General features: G+C 61.9%; 15 protein-coding genes and 1 tRNA gene. 14 read left to right on the forward strand and 2 right to left on the reverse strand.

Annotated features, from left to right (window positions below; genetic code table 11):
• Positions 1-14: 14 nt before the first annotated feature.
• From ACJJV2_RS02480 to ACJJV2_RS02535, 12 genes are all read left to right on the forward strand, one after another.
• Positions 15-767 (forward strand): hypothetical protein, encoded by a 753-nt coding sequence (locus ACJJV2_RS02480; protein ID WP_213114945.1) that lies wholly within the window; start codon positions 15-17, stop codon positions 765-767.
• A 127-nt stretch (positions 768-894) separates the two neighbouring features.
• Positions 895-4,377, forward strand: coding sequence for a hypothetical protein (locus tag ACJJV2_RS02485; RefSeq protein ID WP_405278054.1), 3,483 nt, complete (start codon positions 895-897; stop codon positions 4,375-4,377).
• A gap of 33 nt (positions 4,378-4,410) precedes the next feature.
• A complete protein-coding gene (locus tag ACJJV2_RS02490; RefSeq protein WP_213114947.1) occupies positions 4,411-4,809 on the forward strand; it encodes a hypothetical protein in 399 nt (132 codons plus the stop codon).
• Positions 4,810-4,838: 29 nt separating this feature from the next.
• Positions 4,839-8,216 (forward strand): hypothetical protein, encoded by a 3,378-nt coding sequence (locus ACJJV2_RS02495; protein WP_405278056.1) that lies wholly within the window; start codon positions 4,839-4,841, stop codon positions 8,214-8,216.
• Positions 8,217-8,308: 92 nt separating this feature from the next.
• Complete coding sequence (locus tag ACJJV2_RS02500; protein WP_405278058.1) at positions 8,309-9,475, forward strand: hypothetical protein; 1,167 nt, start codon at positions 8,309-8,311, stop codon at positions 9,473-9,475.
• 12 nt (positions 9,476-9,487) lie between these two features.
• Entirely contained in the window at positions 9,488-11,185 is a 1,698-nt protein-coding gene (locus ACJJV2_RS02505) for a LamG-like jellyroll fold domain-containing protein (protein WP_405278060.1), read from the forward strand.
• Positions 11,182-11,583, forward strand: coding sequence for a hypothetical protein (locus tag ACJJV2_RS02510; RefSeq protein ID WP_348472225.1), 402 nt, complete (start codon positions 11,182-11,184; stop codon positions 11,581-11,583). The genes ACJJV2_RS02505 and ACJJV2_RS02510 overlap by 4 nt, the downstream gene beginning before the upstream one ends.
• 9 nt (positions 11,584-11,592) lie before the next feature.
• Positions 11,593-13,677, forward strand: a complete 2,085-nt coding sequence (locus tag ACJJV2_RS02515) for a hypothetical protein (protein WP_405278062.1) — start codon at positions 11,593-11,595, stop codon at positions 13,675-13,677.
• Positions 13,678-13,719: 42 nt separating this feature from the next.
• Entirely contained in the window at positions 13,720-13,941 is a 222-nt protein-coding gene (locus tag ACJJV2_RS02520; protein ID WP_043336619.1) for a hypothetical protein, read from the forward strand.
• Between the two features lie 117 nt (positions 13,942-14,058).
• Positions 14,059-14,634 (forward strand): hypothetical protein, encoded by a 576-nt coding sequence (locus ACJJV2_RS02525; RefSeq protein ID WP_405278064.1) that lies wholly within the window; start codon positions 14,059-14,061, stop codon positions 14,632-14,634.
• Positions 14,609-15,058, forward strand: coding sequence for a type II toxin-antitoxin system YafO family toxin (locus tag ACJJV2_RS02530; RefSeq protein ID WP_405278066.1), 450 nt, complete (start codon positions 14,609-14,611; stop codon positions 15,056-15,058). Before ACJJV2_RS02525 ends, ACJJV2_RS02530 begins: the two co-directional genes overlap by 26 nt.
• Positions 15,059-15,193: 135 nt before the next feature.
• A tRNA-OTHER gene (locus tag ACJJV2_RS02535) sits at positions 15,194-15,279 on the forward strand.
• A gap of 262 nt (positions 15,280-15,541) precedes the next feature.
• Here ACJJV2_RS02535 and ACJJV2_RS02540 read toward each other — a convergent pair.
• Complete coding sequence (locus tag ACJJV2_RS02540) at positions 15,542-15,787, reverse strand: hypothetical protein (protein WP_225347261.1); 246 nt, start codon at positions 15,785-15,787, stop codon at positions 15,542-15,544.
• Between the two features lie 938 nt (positions 15,788-16,725).
• Here ACJJV2_RS02540 and ACJJV2_RS02545 point away from each other — a divergent pair.
• Positions 16,726-17,337: a LysE family translocator gene (locus ACJJV2_RS02545; RefSeq protein ID WP_043337252.1), complete on the forward strand. Its 612-nt coding sequence runs from the start codon at positions 16,726-16,728 to the stop codon at positions 17,335-17,337.
• A 155-nt stretch (positions 17,338-17,492) separates the two neighbouring features.
• On the opposite strand, the gene ACJJV2_RS02550 is transcribed toward ACJJV2_RS02545, so the two are convergent.
• Positions 17,493-18,044 (reverse strand): copper chaperone PCu(A)C, encoded by a 552-nt coding sequence (locus ACJJV2_RS02550; RefSeq protein WP_405278068.1) that lies wholly within the window; start codon positions 18,042-18,044, stop codon positions 17,493-17,495.
• A gap of 323 nt (positions 18,045-18,367) precedes the next feature.
• Here ACJJV2_RS02550 and ACJJV2_RS02555 point away from each other — a divergent pair, with 323 nt between their 5' ends.
• Positions 18,368-18,880 carry an NUDIX hydrolase gene (locus tag ACJJV2_RS02555; RefSeq protein WP_405278070.1) on the forward strand — a complete coding sequence of 171 codons (513 nt, stop codon included), beginning with the start codon at positions 18,368-18,370 and terminating at the stop codon, positions 18,878-18,880.
• Positions 18,881-18,896 lie beyond the last annotated feature (16 nt).

The raw sequence follows: 18,896 nt of genomic DNA on the forward strand, positions 1-18,896 counted from the left end.
TGGAGAGCCACAACATGGCCACGAAGACTTATAGCTATCTCGGCAAAGGCATGGTTTACCTGCGCAACCGCTCAAGCGGTGGCGGCCTCAAGCAAGTGGGCAACTGTTCCGCCCTCGAGTTCTCTGTCGAGACGGACACCCTGACCCAATCCGACTACACCCAGGCCGGTGGCGGCAACGCTAACGAGATCCAGCGCGTCAGCAGCGTGGGCGCGAGCATCACCATGCTGGAGCTGCGCCCCGAAAACGTGGCGATGGCGCTGCGCGGCACGCGCTCCGAGGTGCAGAGCGCCCCCGTCACTGATGAGCGTCACACCGCCTACCCTGGCACCCTGCTGGCGCTCAGCAAAACGCCTGACCGCACCGAGAGCATCACCGTCACCATCGACCCCGATGGCGCGGGTGATGTGGCCATCGAGGATGTCGATTATGAGATCACCGGTGCGGGCGTCTACGTGACCGAGGGCGGTGCTATCTCTGAGGGCACCGTGGTAGCCATCGACTACACCAGCGCAGCGGCTGACGTGATCGAGGCCATGACCGGCAGCGGCGACGAATACGAATTGGTGTTCGATGGATTGAACGAAGCCGAGAGCGACCGTCCCGTGACCGTCACCGCGCACCGCGTCAAGTTCAGCCCGACCACTGGCCTGGCGCTGATCGGTGACGACTTTGGCGAGCTGGCACTCGATGGCAGCCTGCTGGTCGATTCCGGCAAGATCGGTGCCGGCGTGTCGCGCTATTTCAAGGTAGCCATGGCGCGCTAAGCATCACCGCACTACCACCCCAGCGGCTCAGCTGCTGGGGCTTATTCCAGGCGGCTGGAGATCCGGCCGCCCCTGAGTTATCCACACCCGCCCCCGAGCGGGTGTTTTTCTGCCTGGAGATGCCGCCATGGCTCTGACAGATCGCGCCGTCGAGCTGGTGCTCAAGGCCAAAAACCTGATTTCTCCGAGCACTGAGGCGGCCGCCGATAGTGTCAGCGACTTATCGGCCAATGCCGAGGAGCTACGCGGCAACCTGGACCAGCTCGAGGATCAGCGCGCCCTGGTGCGCGCCTTCCAGCAGGCCACCACTGCCACCGGCAAGGCGCAAAAGGAGTGGGACAAAGCCACCGACAAGGTGCGCGCGCTCGAGCAGGAGATCGAGGCCAGCGGCCAGGCCAGCATCGCCCAGCAGAACCGCCTCAACGAAGCGCGTGCCGTTGCCGCTCGCGCCGGCGCAGCGTATGAGCAGCAGGCAGCGCAAGCCGCCCAGCTGGGGCAGAGCCTGACTGACGCCGGCATCAACACTGGCAATCTCTCCGAGGAGCAGCTGCGCCTGGCGCGCGAGGCCCGCGAGGCCCAGAACGCGCTCAATGGCTTGGGCAGCTCAGCCGCCCAGGCAGGCGACCAAGCCGAGGAGGGCAGCACGGGGCTGCGGCGTGCCCGTCAGGCGCTCAACGATTGGAGCAAAGCGGCCGCCGGCGCGGCTGTCGCAGGCGGCGCATTGGTCGCTGGCTTTGCCGCTCGCATGACCTCAGAGCAGGCGGATCTGGCGCGCGAGCTGGATAACGTCAGCAAGCGCACCGGCGTGGGTATCGTTGCCCTGCAAAAATACCGCTACGCCTTCGAGCGCGCGGGGCTGGATGCCGACGAGGCTGGCGACATCTTCCAGGATGTGGCCGACAAGATCGGGGACGCCTTCGAGAATGGTGGCGGCGATGCCATGGATGCGCTCGAGGGGCTGGGCATCGAGGCTAAGGAGCTGATCAATCTCGCCCCTGATCAGATGTTCCTGCGCCTGGCCGACGCGATGCAGGATCTGCCCCAGGCGAGCCAGATCAATTTCCTCGAGGGGCTGGCGAGCAACGCCTCGCGCCTGCAGCCGCTGCTGGAAAACAACGCGGCACTGTTGCGCCAGCTAGGTGATCAGGCCAGCGAGATGGGTCTGATCATGTCGCCCGAGCAGATCGCCAACCTGCTCAAGACTGAGGAGGCGATCAACGGGGTGCAGACCCGCCTGCAGGGGATTGCCACTCAACTGTTTTCCAAGCTCTCGCCGGCGGTGGAAGGTGCCGCCGATGCCTTCGATGACGCGCTGAAAGACAACCCCAAGCTAGTCGATGAGCTGGCCACCGCGATCAGTGGGCTGATCAAGATCGGCACTGACTGGGTGCGCAGCTTTATCGACAACCGCGATCAGATCGCGGATTCGATGCAGTCGCTGGTCGATGTCGGCCAGATGATGGGCAATGGCCTGGTGGCGGCGTTTCGTCTGGTGCAGTCAGCCGCTGCCGGCGTGACCGCCGGTGTCGCGTCGCTGAGCACCGGCATCCTGCAGCTCAACGCCAAGTCGCTCGAGCTGCTGAATAAAGTAGGCATTGCATCTGATAAGGAGGTCGCCAACGCCCAGGCCAAGGCCAAGGCGGCAGAGCAGACGCTCTATGATCTCAACAAGGATGCCGAGCGCTACTTTGATCAGGCCATGGAGGCCGGCAAGGCTGCGGCAAACGCCTTCGACAATTCGACCGAGGCGGTGGAGGAGCAGGCCAAGGCGACCGGCATTACCGCTGATCAGCTCGACAAGCTGGCCGATGGTGCCGATGTGGTCGATGGCAAGATGCTGTCACTGGCCGAGACTCAACGCCGGCAGGCTGACGCCACTCGCGCCCAGGGCAAGGCAGCGGCCCAGGCAGCCGAGGATCTGGGAACCTCGCTGGAGGAGCTGAGCAGCGGCATCATGGATGGCGAGGCTGAGGCGATAGATGCCTTTGACCGGCTCGCCAATAACGGCCAGGTCAGTGCCGATCAGGTCGCTGCCGCCTTCGAGAAGGCCCAGGGCGCGATCAGCTCAGATGAAGGGCTGGCCGCGTTTCGTGCGCTGCTCGAGGAGCTGGTCGAGTCCGGTGTCGCTGGGGCGGATCTGCTCGAGAAGCATCTCAAGGCCACCGGCAAGGCAGCTGCTGACGCTCTGGGGCTGTCGCTGCAGGATCTGACCACCGGCATCAGCAAGGCCGAGACGGACGTGATCGAGGCATTCGACACGCTGGCGCGCCAGGGCAATCTGACCGGCGAGCAGCTGCGCACCGCGTTCGGTGAGGCGCTATCGCAGCTCGAGGGTGACGAAGCGCTCGACGCGATCCGCGAGAAGCTGGCCGGCCTGGTGTCGGATGGCGTGACTGGGGCCGGTACGCTGCGCGGCGTCTGGACCGAGTACAAGGCCAGCATTGACGACACCACCAGCGCGCTCGAGGAGCAGCGCGCCCAGGAGGCTGCCACCCAGGCCGAGGCGATCAAGAACCTGCGCGTGATCCAGAACGCACGCCAGGCAGCCCAGGCCGAGGACGAAGCCGCCACCCAGTCGGCCGTCAGCAACGTGGAGGCCCGCGCCAACGCCATCGGCGGTGGCCTGGCTGCCATCTATAACAAGGCGGCCAACGCCACCCAGGCGCTGAGCGCTCGCGCGGGCACCGCCTTTAAGTCAGCCATGACCGGCAGCAGCGGCGTCACCGGAACCGTGGATCTGCTGCGCGAAAAGATCGCGGATCTCGAGGAATCCGTGGGGAACGCCTTCACCGTGTGGAAGACGCGGGCTGATCCCATGGGCGTGCAAAAGTACATGGCCAAGGTGGCGGCCAATAGCGGGCTAGTCGAGCTGCAGTTCCGCAAGCAGCAGCTTGCGGCCACTGAGCTGGTCGAGGCGCTGGGCAAGGTATCCAGCAGCGACCCAGGTGCCGGCCTGCGCAACCTGGCGGCCGACTCCGGCCAGGCTGTCAGCGCCACCCAACTGCTGAGGATTTCGAGCGAGGATCTGCGCCGGCAATTCGATCTGCTCGATGATGCCTCGCTGTCGAGCCTAGAGGGTGCCATTCAGTCGGTGCGCAGTCAGGTGGACTCGCTCTCTGACAGCGTGAGCGACACGCTGGCGAGCCTGCGCTCTGAGCTGGCCAGCCTGCAGGGTGACAGTGCCCAGGTGGAGGCGTTGCGCTACCAGGAGCAGCAGCTCGAGCTGCAGCAGACGCTGGACAAGGCCCGCGCCCTGGGCGATGCCCAGACCATCAGCCAGGCCCAGGAGGCGCTGAGGCTGGCCGAGCAGGCCCACGACCTACGCCTCGCGGACATCCAGGCCCAGAGCGAGCAGGAACGCCAGGAGGCTCTGCAGGCTGAGGCGGATCTGCAGCGTCAGGTGCAGGCCGGCGAGGCCACCCAGCGCGAGAACAATGCGGCCGCCCAAGGTCGCACCACCCAGCTGACCACCTCGCTGCAGGCCCAGCGCCGCGTCGCGGTGGATCTCAATATCGGCAATCAGCAGGTGACGCTAAACGGGGTGGACGAGAGCGAGGCTGACGCCCTGCTCGATACCCTCTCGCGCGCCTCGCGCACCGCTGCCCGCTGATACCGCATCACCCCATAACCGAGAGAGACACCCATGCCGGTGACACTAGAGGGCATCGCCCTGCCTGATGATATTCAGTGGACTGATGAGATGGTCAGCCACGGGGTGGGGCAAGTGCAGACCCCGACACTGACCGGCGCGCTGGTGGTCGAGGAGAGCGCCCAGGCGGCCGGCAGATCCATCACGCTGGCCAGCGGTGGCGGTGCCTGGGTGACGCGCTCCACCGTGCTGGCGCTATCCGAGCTGGCCGCCACGCCGCGCCCTGCTGACACCCCGTTGGTGCTGGTGTGGGGTGATGGCCGGACCTTCGATTGCGTGTTCGATCACGCCGCCGGCGAGGCAGTGTCAGCGTCTGAGGTGCTGCGCCTTGCGGCCGGCAGCCAGGATGCCGATCACCCCTACACCATCACCCTGCGCCTGATCACCGTCTGACACCCCATCACCTTGCTGGAGCCAGCCCAATGGCCGACGAAACAATCCATAGCGGCGACATCCGCATCCTGCAATCCGAGCGCATGACCGACAACGCCGATGGCGGTGGCCGGCTGACTGGCCGCCCCGTGACCGATGGCGCGAGCAATGACATCTTTGATGACATCTCTGACCTCGATCGTGCAGCGGGGCGCACCTCGCTGCGCAAGGTCGGGGCCGGTGTGCTGACCGACAACACCGCCCAATATTTCGGCGCGCACGCGATCATTGACCAGGTGCCGGCTGATCCTAATGTCAGCGTGGTGATGTTCGATACCGGCTCGCCATCTGATGAGCGTGCCGAGTCCCGCGATTATGTCGAGAGCTATGTGACCGCCGGCGCGACCTCGCGCATGACGCTGCTGGGCGATCAGCTAGCCGGCCAGCGCAGCATCATCACTTTCCAGATGCCAGAGGCCACGCTGCCCGATCTGGGCGATGTGCTGGCGCTGATGACCGAGCAGGGCGATGCCGCCGGCGAGGTCCAATATGTGCGCATCAGTGAGATAGATCACGAGATCCGAACGTTTGAGTATGAGAACGGCAGCAACGTGCAGACGTTCGAGCGCCGCGTGCTGACGCTGGGGCTATCCACCGCGCTGCGCCAGCGCGTCTATGGCGTGCAGCCCAAGCCTGGCACCCTCGACCCTGACACCGTGATTCGCGAGGGGCAGAGCACTGATGCCGCCCGTTACTATGGCGTCAGCACCCTGACCCAGCCGGCCACCTTCGGGGCCAATAGCGTCACCGTGGCCAGCACCTATGCGCCGCTTGTGCCGGCGACCACCACCGAGCAGGCGGTGACCGATGTGCAGGTGGGCGGCACGGCCACCATCAGCGTCAGCAGCGGTGGCTCGACCTTCGAGGTGGCGCAGATCGCCAGCACCACCCAGATCGCTATCGAGCTGAATAATCGTGGCTTCACCTATGTCAGCCGCCTGGACCCGCTGCCGGCACCTGGCAGCGTGGTGATCGCTTATCGCTCGCTGGGCAAGTGGTATGAATTGCGCGATTCAGACGCGAATGGCGATCTGAGCGGCAGCGGGGCGGGGCGCGTGGACTACGCCACCGGATCTGTCAGCGTGACGCTGGGCGGCCTGCCTGATGTCGGCAGTTCGGTGCTGTTCAGCTGGGGCACGCCGGCCCACTATGAGGACCGCGCCGGCCAGGCCACCATCGACAAGCCCTGGATGACGTTCGTGCTCGATCACGCCGGCGTGATGCCTGGCAGCGTTACCGTGCGCTGGATCTCTGGCGGCAGCGAGCAGACGGCCACCGATGATGGCCTGGGGAGCCTCAGCGGCGCAGCCACCGGCCGCGTGGTCTATGGCTATGCCGACGGCAGTGGCGCGCCCCAGCCTGGCGAGGCTTATGTCGAGTTCAATGGCGACGCCTTCCCAGATGCCAGCACCCAGGTCGAGATCGAGTATGACTATGGGGCACCGAAAACCGAGCAATTCCTGCCGTCTGCCAACGGGGCCGGCCTGGTCAGTCTCAGCATCAGCGATGCGCCGGTGCGCCCTGGTAGCGTGGCCATCACCTGGGCAGTGGTTCGCACCTGGTCGAGCAGCGAGAGCGAGTCGCGCAGCAGCCCGCGCACCGGCACCTGGGAGACTGTCGAGCAGAATGGCGGCGAGGCCGATGTCACCTACACCATCACCGATGATGGCCGTGGCGGCTTCAATGGTGGATGGGAGGGCAGCATCGACTACGCCACCGGCGCGGTGACCTTCGAGGTCGAGAAGATCCGCGAGGTCAGCGAGTGGGATGATGGCGACGCCACGCACCGCGAGTGGGGCAGCAAAGAAAAGCGCGACGTTTTCGAGAATGGTTCGAGCGTCTGGCTGACCAGCCAGCTGGACAGCGCCGCCCCGACCACCCACACCATCACCCAGGATCTCGCCCCGCTCGATGTCGAGCTGATGCCCCTGCTGCAAGATAGCGTCGTGCCAGGCACCCTCAGTTTCATCTTCCGAGGCGATACGTTCATCGACCGCCAGGGCAGCCTCTATCGCAGCGTCACCAGCAACGGGGCCGGCGTTCTCGCGGGCACCATCGACTATGGCACCGGCGATGCCCGCATCACCGACTGGCCGAGCGGCACCAGCGCCACTATCACCGTCAAAACGCTGGTGAGCACCTTCGGCACCTGGACGCTCGATGAGGCGTTTTTCCGCACGCCAGGCTCGCCGCTGCAGGTGGGCGGCCTGCTGATCCAGGCCACGACGCTCGACGGCCGCTCGATCACCGGCCAGGCGGCACTCTCTGGCGAGATCGAGGGTGACGAGATGGCAGGCTCTGCCAGCTTCGAGACGGGGGTGGTGCGCGTCACCTTCGGCAAGCTGGTCAGCAATGACAGCCTGAGCGCTGCCGAGCGCGCCGAATCCTGGTATGACGCCACCGCCGTGGATGACGCCGGCATGATCTGGCGGCCCACCCAGGTGATCCCGAGCACCGCGCGTTTCAATGCCGTCATTCTGACCACGCTGCCGCTCGAGGCTGAGCTGATCGGCATCGACCCCGTGCGCCTGCCCAGCGATGGCCGCGTGCCCATCTATCGCGCCGGCGGCGTGGTGGTGGTGCATCACACCGGCCGCGCCCCGTTCCCGCTGGGGATCGGTGGCGGAACCACGCTGGATGTCGGCCGCTCGCGGCTGGCCAGTCTGGTGGTGGAGGACGCCACCGGCGAGGAGGTGCCAGCCACCCAGTACAGTGCAGACCTCGACGCCGGCACCGTGCAGCTCGCCGCGCCTGACACGGCCACCCACCCCGAACCCTGGTACGCCCTGCACCGCGTCGAGGACATGCTGCTAGTGGGTGACGTGGATCTGTCGGGGGCGCTGACCCTCAAGGGCAATTTGAGCCACGACTACCCCGCCGGCGATACGCTGGTCAGCGCCGCGATGGTGGCCGGCGACCTGCAATCGCGCGTGGCTGATTTCTTCGATCTCTCGAGCTGGGATCGAGACTGGAGCAAAGACGACAACGATGGCGCAGATGGCACCCTGGCCGAGTACAACGTGACCACCTACCCGCCGATCATCACCAATCGCGGGGCCATCACTGAGGATTGGGCGCTGATCTTCACCAGCTCGAGCACGTTCCGCATCATCGGCCGCACCGTGGGCGAGATCGGCGTGGGAAGTATCAATGAGGACACGTCGCCTACCAACCCGAATCAGGGCGTACCCTATTGGACGCTCAAGGCGGGCGGCTTCGGGGCCGGCTGGGTGAATGGCAACGTGATCCGCTTCTCGACCATCGGCGCATCCTTCCCGATGTGGCTGGCGCGCGTGATCCTGCAAGGGCCAGCCAGCGGGCAGCAAGATAGCTTTAGGCTGCAGATCCGTGGCAACGCCAACGCCTGACCGTAGACGGCAGGCGCAACCCTCTACCCCTATTCCTATTCCTCAACCGCCCAGCCACTCGCTGGGCGGCCTTGTTTCTGGAGACGTTCAAGATGGCCGATTATCCGGTGAAGTGGTTCAGCAATGACATGGGTGGCGCGCCGGTGCTGGGTGATACCGCCGCAGGTGATTTCATCGCGCTGCTCAAGGCGTGCTTGGTGACGGGCTTCAATGTGACGCCGGTGGCAAGCGCCACCTATGAGGCCGAGAGCGGCGAGGTGCTGGTCACGCTGACCACTGGGCACGGCTTCAAAGCCTGGCAGGTGATCGAGGTCAGTGGCGCAGACCAGGAGAGCTACAACGGCCAGCACCGCGTGACGAGTATCGGCAGCGACTGGGTGCGCTATGTGCCCGACGCCGCGCCCAGTGTCTCGCCAGCCACCGGCACCACTATCGAGATCAAGGCGGCTCCGGTGGGCGGCTGGGATGTTGTTGCTGAGGATGTCGATAATCATCGTATTGCGTTCAAGCGGACAGACCCGAGAGCCACTAGCCATGTGCTGGTCATTGAGAACAATGGCAACGAGGGGCAATACCCTAGCGGCGGTGAGCATCTGGCTATGATGCGGGTGTGCGATTCTTTTACTGACTTCGACACCTTTGAGGAGGCTTGCACCAATTACTGGCCAGCGAGCCATAAGTGGTCGAATAAAGATGAATGGCACTTTGTGGGGGATTCAATGCTGTTTTATTGGATTGACCGATATGCCAATTCTTCAAAAATGTCAGTTTTTACTGCTGGCCAAATAGAATCATTGATGCCTGGTGATGCGTCTGGCTTTGTGTTGAATGGTATTGGCAGTGGTAGCGCTCATGAGTGGCGATCTAATGATGTTTATTATACCGACTTTGGGAGCTTCAATTATGGATCATTCCGCAAGATTGCGCGCAGTTATTCACAACTTCCTGGCAGTGTGTCTTGGCAGACAGTGGGGATTGGCTCAGCCTTCGGGGATTTAGCATCCTATCCGAATCCTCAAGATAACGGCTTTTATGTTGCTACTGGTAAAATACTGGTAACGGAAAGCGGTGGGATTCGTGGCTTTATGCCTGGCGTGCTGCAGCCGCTGCAGACTTCCTCTGTCTATCATTCCAAGATTGTGGATAACGTGCCTAACCTAGAGGGCGTGCCGTTATTGTTCCTTCTCGTCACTAAGCAGCAGGCATATGGCACTGATGAGGTGCTAGTGGCTTGGCGTCTTGATGGCTGGGATAAATAACAGGAGAGGGCAATGGCCATACTTGCGCATTATAAGATGAGCGGCAATGCAGCTGATAGCTACGCGAACAATAGCGGCGTTGCGTTTGGCGTGGAATGGGTTTCTAGCCCATTGTTTGGGACAGATGGGGAGGGGATATTCAAAGACGCGGGGGCAAGGCTAGAGGCTGGCGTGCAGTATTCTGGCGGGGATAGCGCCGGCGTCTCTATCTGGTTTAGAGCGCAGTCAGGGAGTTCTGTGCTTTTCAGTCAGCATGATGGCCAGCGTGGTCTGATGCTCGAGGTGACGCCGGCCGGCGGTCTGCGCATGACTGTTGGCGATGTTGTTGGCGAGGAGGTGCCGATCTGGCGCGGTGGTTATCATCATGCAGTGCTGTCGTATGGTGACGGGGCGGCCGTGCTCTATCTTGATGGCCTCGAGGTGGCCACCCTCGAGTCGCCTACCGAATGGCCTGATCTCTCTGCCTTTATCAAAGGAGGCGCGCCGGCAGGTGATACTGACTCTTTGCGTGTGGCGGGGGTCGCCTTCTTTGATCAGGCATTGACCCTCAATAATGCAAGGGCTTTGAATCTGTTTGTCGATGAGATTGAGCTAGAGGTCGAGGTATCCACGGGCGTGCCAGTGGGAGTCTATACCGGCGGCTCAAATGACAAGGTAGAGGCTGTTCTGCCCAGCGTGACGGCTCCGCTGACGCTGGAGGCGTTATTCAAGGTTACCGGCGAAAAGTCATATATGGGTTTGAGTTATGGCAATGGGCAGAATATATATTTCGGGATGGGGGTTAGTGATAAGCGATACCCCATCTTGATAGAAAGGCTGGGGAGTAATTTCGATAATGTTCAAGGTGAAGAAGGCTCACTGTTCCTTAATGATGTCGTTAGAATATCCGCCACAATAGATGAAAATGGGAATACCCAGCTATACTGCAATGGTGAATTGGTAGGAGTGGGCAGCACCTCGCACGATATTTCTGGCAGGAATACACTTTCAATGGGCGCTTTAGGGGAATACGATAATCAATTTTCAGGCGCTGATGTCAGGGTATGGAGCACGGTAAGAACCGCAAGTGAAATACAATCTGATATGATGCGCGTAGCAGATCAAAATGACCCTAATTTGATTGCTAATTATCTCTTTGATGAGCAGGCGGGGGGTTATGCGGCCAACTCCTCTAGCAGTTCTGCCCCGCGCGCTGATTTTATTAACTCTCCCGAATGGATTGCAATATTCGAGATCCAGAGTGGCGGCTGGGTTTCGAGCTTTCCCTATCCTGCCATGCACTCGATGCAGGCTCTCCCGCCTGGGAATCTGAATCGCTATAGCCGCCCCAACCCTGGCGCGATACAAGTCAGCGGGATGACATCCGTGCTATCCGGTGCGCCGTGCATTGCGGTGGGCAGCTTCGATCAGATCGACGGCAGCGGTGGCAATGGCACGCCGACTGGCGGCGTCTCAGATCCCGCCCGCATGGGCGTCATTGCCGGCACCGTGCTGGACATCCAGGCCCAGCCCGTCAGCCGGCGCGTGCGGGTGCATGAGCGCGCCACTGGCCGCATCGTGCGCGAGACGTGGAGCGATGCCGATGGCAAATACCGCTTTACGGACCTCGACCCGCGCATCGCGTTCTACGTGATGGCCTTCGATCACACCCTGCAGCAAAACGCTGTCGTGTCAGACAATGTGCATTCTGAGGTGGAGGACAGCCGGTGATCAGCTTCTCGACAAGCGTAAAAGATGCGCGCCTGGCGGCCATCGCCGGTGCGATAGATGCCGGTGATTCGCCGGCGTCATTCGTTGTGTACTCCGGCACCCGCCCATCACCTGGTGCTGCCGTCACCGATCAGGTGGCACTGGCCACGCTGGAGGTGCCCCAGCCATTCGCCGCCGATCTCTCTGGTGGCGTCCTGACGGGGGCAGCCTTTGAGGAGGTGATGGCCGACGCTGATGGCGAGGCCACCTGGTCGCGCCTGGTCGATGGCGCGGGTGCGTGGGTGATGGATCTGGATGTCGGCATCGAGGGATCTGGTGCTGACGTGACCATCAGCTCGACGACGATTTATCGCGGGATACTGACGCGGATCAGCCGCATGGTATTCGCTGAGGGCTAGGGGGGCACCGTGAGAGAGATCAGGCTGCAGTTTGTCCAAGGGCTAGCGCCCTGGAGCGCGCGCGCCCTCGAGCTGCGCCTGGGTGGTGATCCTGGTTTGTTGCTGCTGTTCGCCGGTGACTATGTACCGCCGGCGGGTGGCAATGTCGTGCTTGGCTTCGGCGGTGCCACTGAGGCGGTGGAGCTGCCGCGCGAGCTGGTGCTCGATGCCCAGCTGACGCCGCCATCAGTCGATGCTCGACTCGCCCAGGGTAGCGCCATCGAGATCGCGGCCAGTCTGGTGATGCCGGCAGCCACCGTGCGGGCGCAGCTCGAGCTGATCCAGTCGCTCAGTCTGGAGGCGACCACGCCGCCGGTGACGGCAGAGATCCGCGTCGAGCATGGTGTCAGCCTTTCGCTGGTGGCCACGCTGGGTGCGCCGGCGGTGGTCGATGTCGCGCTGACCCGCGAGATCAATGTCTTTCGAGGGCCATCAGATAGTGCCGGTGCCCGCTTCGAGAACGCGGTCCCGCTCGAGGCCCAGGGCAGCACCAGCTGGGAGCAGCCTGCTCGCCCCTATGGTGCCACCGCGTCAGGCTTCGAGCAGGGCGCACCGCTTGCGGCCAGCCAGGGTGGCCAGTGGTCTGCCCGCCCCCGCACCGACGCCACCAGTGGCTCGCGGTGGGAGCAGGCCGAGCGCATCCTGGGCACCCTCAGTGGCAGCCAGTGGCTGCAGCTGCCGCGCGTCCGCCGCGCCTCGCGGCCGGTATGGGAACAGGGGCAGGGCATCGCGGCTGCTCGCTCCAGCGGCTACCAGCACCCACCCCGCAATGATGCCCGCCGGCGCTCGCGCTATGAGGAGGCCCGCACCCTCGAGCCGGTGACGATGGATGTGCCCTATCAGCAAGGGCGCACCACTGGCGACGACTGGCGCGTGCCCTGGGAGCAGGCCCGCCGGCCACCGCCTGGCCTCGACCTGCCGCCAGATCGGCCTGAGCCGCCGGTGCTCGAGCCGGTGGAGGGTGGCACGACCCTGCAATTCTGCCACGCCATGCCGAGCGCCCCGTGGGTGCTGCAGTTCGGTCTGACGTGTGAGATTCCCACCCCGACCATTCCCGTCAAAAGGCTCTATATCGTGCAAAACTCCGCGCGCCTGGTGCGCCTCTCCGATGGCCTGGAGCTGCCGGCCACCCAGATGACGCTCAGCATCGACGCTGACAGCTGGGCATGGTCATTCTCTGCCGGCCTGGCAGGGCGTGACGCTCAAGCGCTGGTGACCGGCACCGATGGCCAGCCGGTGGAGGTGATGGCCGAGATCAACGGGCAGCAGTGGCGGTGCCTGGTGGATGGCTGGCGACGCTCTGAGAGCTGGCAGAGCCATAGCGTGACCATCAGCGGCCGCTCGCTTGCGGCGTACCTGGGCGCGCCCTACGCCACCGCGCGCAGCTACACCGAGGACAGCCAGGCCACTGCCTCTCAGCTCGCCCGCGCTGAGCTGCCAGAGGGCTGGTCACTGGATTGGCGCATGACTGACTGGGTGGTGCCCGCCGGCGCGTGGAGCTATGACAGCCTCGCGCCCATCGACGCCATCTCGCGGATCGCTCAGGCGGCCGGCGGCTATGTGCAGGCCCATCAGCAGGATCAGACCATCATTGTCGCGCCCCGCTTCGAGGCAGCGCCCTGGCGCTGGGCTGAGAGCGAGGTCGATCTGGCGGTGCCCCGCGACATCATCACCCAGCTGGGCAGCGATCAGCAGCCAGGTGATGCCCGCAATGCCGTGTGGCTGCATGGTGATACCGGCGGCATTCAGGCCCAGATCATCCGGCAGGGCACCGCCGGCGATCAGCTGGCACCCACCGTGGTGGATGCGCTGATCACCGATCAGGCACCGGCGCAGTCGCGCGGGATCGCTGAGCTGGCCGCTACCCTGCGCCAGAGCACCGAGAGCCTGCAGATGCCCCTGGCGGCCTCTCTGGGCGGCCTGCTGCTGCCTGGCATGATGATCGAGTGCGATGGCTGGCGTGGTGTCTCGCGGGGCGTGAGCGTCAGCGCAAGCCTGCAGGGGCGTGCCCTGAGTGTGCGCCAGTCTATCGAGCTGCAGAGATTCCATCTGTGATGGCGTCGTGTGGTATCAGTTCAATCAAAGGAGGGAGATAGCATGGCCAATCCATATCGCCGCCTGCTGGCGTTGCTGCCGACCACGCCGCGCCAGGTAGGCGAGGTGATCAGCGTCAGCGGCTCGCGCGTTCGCGTGGATCTGGTAGGGGGTGGGGTGCGCACCTGCCAGGGCGATGCCCAGGTGGGTGGCATGGTCTACGTGGAGGGGGACCAGATCACTGGCGTGGCTCCGAGCCTGCCGGTGGTGGTGGTCGAGGTGTGATAGGCTGTTACAAATCTCCCCGTTGCCCATATTGCAACAGATACCCCTTGCATTTATCCTTGCCATCCCCCAAGACTATGGGGGTAGAACACGCATCATTGATGCAAGGGGAAAGACATGGCTACCAGCAATTTTGTGCAAACATCTAATTTTGCGAGGCCTATTTTTGCTTCGACTAAATTAGTGGCTGCAGTAGCATCTGCTCTAGCGTTCTTCGTTCCGGTTGCCCAAGCTGCTGTTGAGCAGCCTAAGCAGGCTCATCATGTAGAAGCTTCTAGTGCGAAGCACCTTCGTGAGCATATTAGTCAAGCGCTGCATAAAGCCAAGCAGTGTGCAGATATTTTTGAGCGTGCCTGTGTGAAAATTTCTAATGCTCCAGCTGGTGGTGTAGCAGAGCATCAAAATTTTGCCGCTATAGCTCATGTGCTTCGTGGTTATGAAGCACAGTTAGATGAAGCTATTGCAGGATTGGAGAAAGCTACGGCAGAGCAATATGGATTAATTCAGCTGCGTAGAGCTGTTGCTCGAGCACGTTCTAAGGCAGCTACTGCTGAGCTGCTTGCTAAGCAGACGACTATCATCCCTCAATCGGTTGATATGTTGTCGGATAGTGCTGCACTTAGTGCTCTGGCTGATCATATGACATCAGGGATTGGTGCACGTTTACATGGTGAAGAAGCAAATAGAAGTTGAGCTGCACCCTGAGACGCAATCATTATTCGAAGAAGTTGAGTCGTCCTTTCCAGGTTTAATACAAAACTTGGTGGGCGACTTTCGTGCGTGGCTAGAATCTGACTTGGAATACTGGCCAAGGCGTTTTGGTAAAGTTAGCTACTACAATCAACCACCATCTGTTCGTTCCGCTTCTTTATTACATGTGCACATATGCATGCCTCCAAGAGAGGGTTTTTCGGACAGAATTCCTGTTTCAGATCGGAAATGTAAAGTCGGTGAGCCAGAACGCGATGCAGCCCTAGTTTACGTACAGGGAGAGTTCCACGAGGAGCGATATTGCATCTTGGCTTTGCTGTATCCCAATGCGCATGAGAAAGCCCAAGAAGAAAAGACCATTCTCGGGCTAGCCAGTCTGGCAAGAAATTTTCGAGACGAAAACTAGGCCTAGATTGGAGTGTCGAAACATATCTAGTAAGAATGATTTGGTCGCAGTTTGGTCGCAGGCTGCGACCAAAAGGTGGGTGCAGTGTGAATCATGTAATGCTGCAAGTTATTGATTTACCTCGAAAGGCCCGCTGCCAGCGTGACCCGAGATCTATCAAAAACGGATTCAAAATCCGCCGCTTAATAGGCGTGTCGGTTCGAGTCCGACCACCGGCACCAGAATTGAAAAAGTCGCTTTCGAGCGGCTTTTTGCGTTTCTGGCTCCCACCGATTCTTCTTCCTTGTGGTTCTTCGCTCTCTGTCTGTCTCTACCCCTGTCCCGAATACCAGTCCTTGCTTATTCCTTCACGCTTCGCCTGTCATGGCGCTGGCGATGGCAGCTGCTTGTCTGTGCTCTGTACGTGACGGCAGGGGCCCAGACACAGGAAAGCCCCGAACGAATGTCGGGGCTTTCCTGTGTCTCGTGCATCCAGACGGCGGCTCACGCCTGATGTGGAACGCTCGTTACGCGTCGATAGAGGCTGTTGCTGGCGAGGGAGGGGTCGAGGAGTGCGATGCGGGTGTTCTGGATCGCGAGTTCCTGGCGCAGGGTAAACCACATGCCGACGTATTCATGGCAATCCTGGCAGTGCACCAGGTGGTCGGCCGATGGGGTGTGGTACTGATACTCCATCTTCAGGCCGGAGCATGCCGGACAACACAGTGCGGCTTGAGCTTTCCCTTCCATGTCTCCTCTCCTTCTCAGCAATTGACTGAATCTGGTGAGGTGCAGCGTAGTGGTCTCTTTCCTTGAGTTCGCAAACCTGCCGGTCATCAAGGCCCATGAGTCAATCGCTCAGGCTCATGGATCTTGCTGGCCGGGAAGTGAAGCTTCCATGCTTGCGCGTCATCCTCTGACAGGGCCTGTCCCTGGCTGCACTTCCTGTGCACTTGGCCCGTCACTACGCTGAACCTGCCGCTCTTCCTGAGCAGCGATCGGGCGCTACTGACCCGCAAGAATCTTGTACACCTTTCAGAAACTGACTGAATTCGGTGTCATTCAGCGTAGTGCTCTCTTTCCCTGAGCTCGCAGGCTTGCCAGTCATGAAGATTCGTAAACCTACCCGCTCAGGCTTACGAATCTTCCTGGCTAAGGAGCGAAGTCCCCAAGCCTGCGCGTCATCCTTTGACAGGGCCTGTCCCTGGCTGCACTTCCTGTGCACTTGGCCTGTCACTACGCTGAACCTGCCGCTCTTCCTGAGCAGCGGTAGAGACGTTACTGGTTATCATAAACTTGTACAATGTCTAATTTGTTGCACAAGTTTTCAAATGTGTAAATTTCTGTACTTTATTATGTTCTCATATAAATCCATGCACGACGGCCGCCTTCGAGGGCGGACTGTCCAGCCCGTGTGACACCCATCGTGAGGGGCATGTCCAGGTCGTCCATATGGCCTGCTGCCGCATCAGCATGGTGCTTGATACACTCGATCGCGCCTGCCCGAAGACTTGGTGGGAGTCGTATGTGCCCGATGCTCTCATCCCTTGAGCAACGCCGGATGGGGAGGGCGGGCCCCATCGCGAGCGCCGGGCTACTGTCAGGTGATCCCCCAGGTGTATGTCCGAGGCCGGCGCAGTGTCGCTTTCACCAATTGACTGGAACATGGAATGACCTTCATGCATTGGATGCCGCTGAATCTGTGGTTGTCACTGGTTGCGCTATGCGCGATGGGGGCGATGTCGCCCGGACCGAGTCTGGCGATGGTGCTGCGCCATACCCTGGGTGGCGGCAGGAGTGCGGGGGTCGCCGCCGGTATCAGTCATGCGCTGGGAGTCGGGTTGTACGCCGCGCTGACTGCCTGGGGGCTCGGCGCCTTGATCGTTCATTATCCGGGCGTCTTCCAGGCGATCATGCTGCTGGGGGCAGCCTATCTGGCCTGGTTGGGGGTCAAGGCGCTGCGAGCAGGCCGTGGTGGAGCGCTGGAGGCGCAGGCCGTCACGACGTCCCGTTCCATGGCGATACGCGATGGCTTCATGGTGGCGCTGGCCAACCCCAAGTTGATCCTGTTCTTCGTGGCGCTGCTCAGTCAGTTGATCACGCCGGAGATGAGCGAGATGGGCAAGTGGCTGGTCGTCGTGACGGCCATGGGCATCGACGGGCTCTGGTATGTGCTGGTGGCACTGGTGCTGTCGCACTCGCGGGTGCTGCCCTGGTTGCAGGCGCGCGCGATGTGGATCAACCGTCTGACGGGCGTGGTGTTGCTGGGGCTGGCGTTGCGGGTGGTCTGGGGGCTTTGAGACAGCCTGTCAGCCCGGTGAGAATCTGGTGATTCGGTATCTGATAGAAAACGGCCCTGGCACCTTGTGTCAGGGCCGTTTTGCATGCGCGTTTCGCGGGTTGAGGCGTTTGTAGATAGAGGTGTTTGTCGATAGAGGCGTATGCACCGATGGCGTTACTCACTGAGCGACATCATCTCGGCGTAGTCCTTGATCGAGACCTCAAGGCTCGTGTCAGGTCTCGCCAGGAAATGCAGTGTCAGTGGCAGCCTGTCGCCCGCAATGAGTGGCTGCGTCAGCCCGATCAGCATCAGATGGGGGCCTCCGCCGGGAGCCATCGTCAGCGGCGCGTCTGAGGAAATCGCCAGTTGCTCGATTCTGTGCATCTGCATGCGCTCTTGCGTGAGTTGTATGCTGTGCAATTCGACCGTGGCGGCCATCGGCGTGCTAGCGCCTGTCAGCATGGCATCGCCCTTTGCGATCGAGAGTGTCAGGTAGGCGGCCCCGGTCGTGGCACCCGGTGGCGTCGGTAGCGCAAAGGCTTGCTCGACATGGGGGGTGGCGGTTGGGGGCTCCTGAGCCGAGGCGTGAATGGTGGCAAGGGAGAGCAGGGCTAGCATCGCCAGCCATCTGCTGGCGATGGTGGCGATGGTGCGAAGGGCGGTCAGGCCAGCCGATATCTGTCCGGCGCGTCGCGGCGCGCCATGTCCCTGGCGAGGTTGCCTCATGCTGTGCGCATCTCCTATCTGGGTGTGTAAAGAGAATGACCATGGGAGCGATCCATGATGCCAGTGTGGTGTTTTCTGACGTCGATGGCCTCTAGTGTAGAGGCTAGTGCAGAGGCTATTGCAGAGAGTTCTGTTTTAGGTGGTTTGCACGAATGTGAGCGTCACCTGTTGCCCGGGTGTGAAGGCAGGTGTCCGGGCCGCAGTTGAAGGCAGCTTCGTCGCATTCTGCTACCGTGGGACGCATTGGTCGATGCCATCCGGCGGTGTTGGTCGTCGCGGATGGCTATCGAAGTGATTCAAGGACAGGCAAGGAACAGGGAACGGTGATCCAGGACGAAATCATTCAGCTGGTCGATGCGCAGAATCGCCCTTGTGGCACGGCACCGCGTCGCTTGATGCGACGCTACCGCTATTGGCACCGTGCCACCTATGCCTTCGTGCTCAATGGCCGCGGTGAGCTGTGCATCCAGAAGCGTACCCTGAGCAAGGAAGTGTTCCCCGGCTATTTCGATCTCGCCAGTGGGGGGGTTGTCGGGGCCGGTGAGGCCGTGCAGGTGGCTGCCCGTCGCGAGCTGGAGGAAGAAATTGGCGTGCGCGGTGCGCCGCTCAAGCATTGTTTCGATTTCTGCTACACCGACGCGACCAACCATGTCTTCGGCAGTGCATATCTGGTGCATTACGATGGCCCGCTGACGCTGCAGGCTGAAGAAGTGGCAGATGCCTTCTGGGTCACGCCGGCCGATGCGCTTGCGTTGCATCCTTCAACGCCTGATAGCCGTATGGCCCTTGAGCGCCTGATTCGTGAAGGCTTTCTGAGTGAGAGCCTGAGCCAATGATCTTCGCTTTTCCTTG

Source organism: Cobetia sp. Ld8 (assembly GCF_045066615.1).
Classification (GTDB): Bacteria; Pseudomonadota; Gammaproteobacteria; order Pseudomonadales; family Halomonadaceae; genus Cobetia; species Cobetia amphilecti.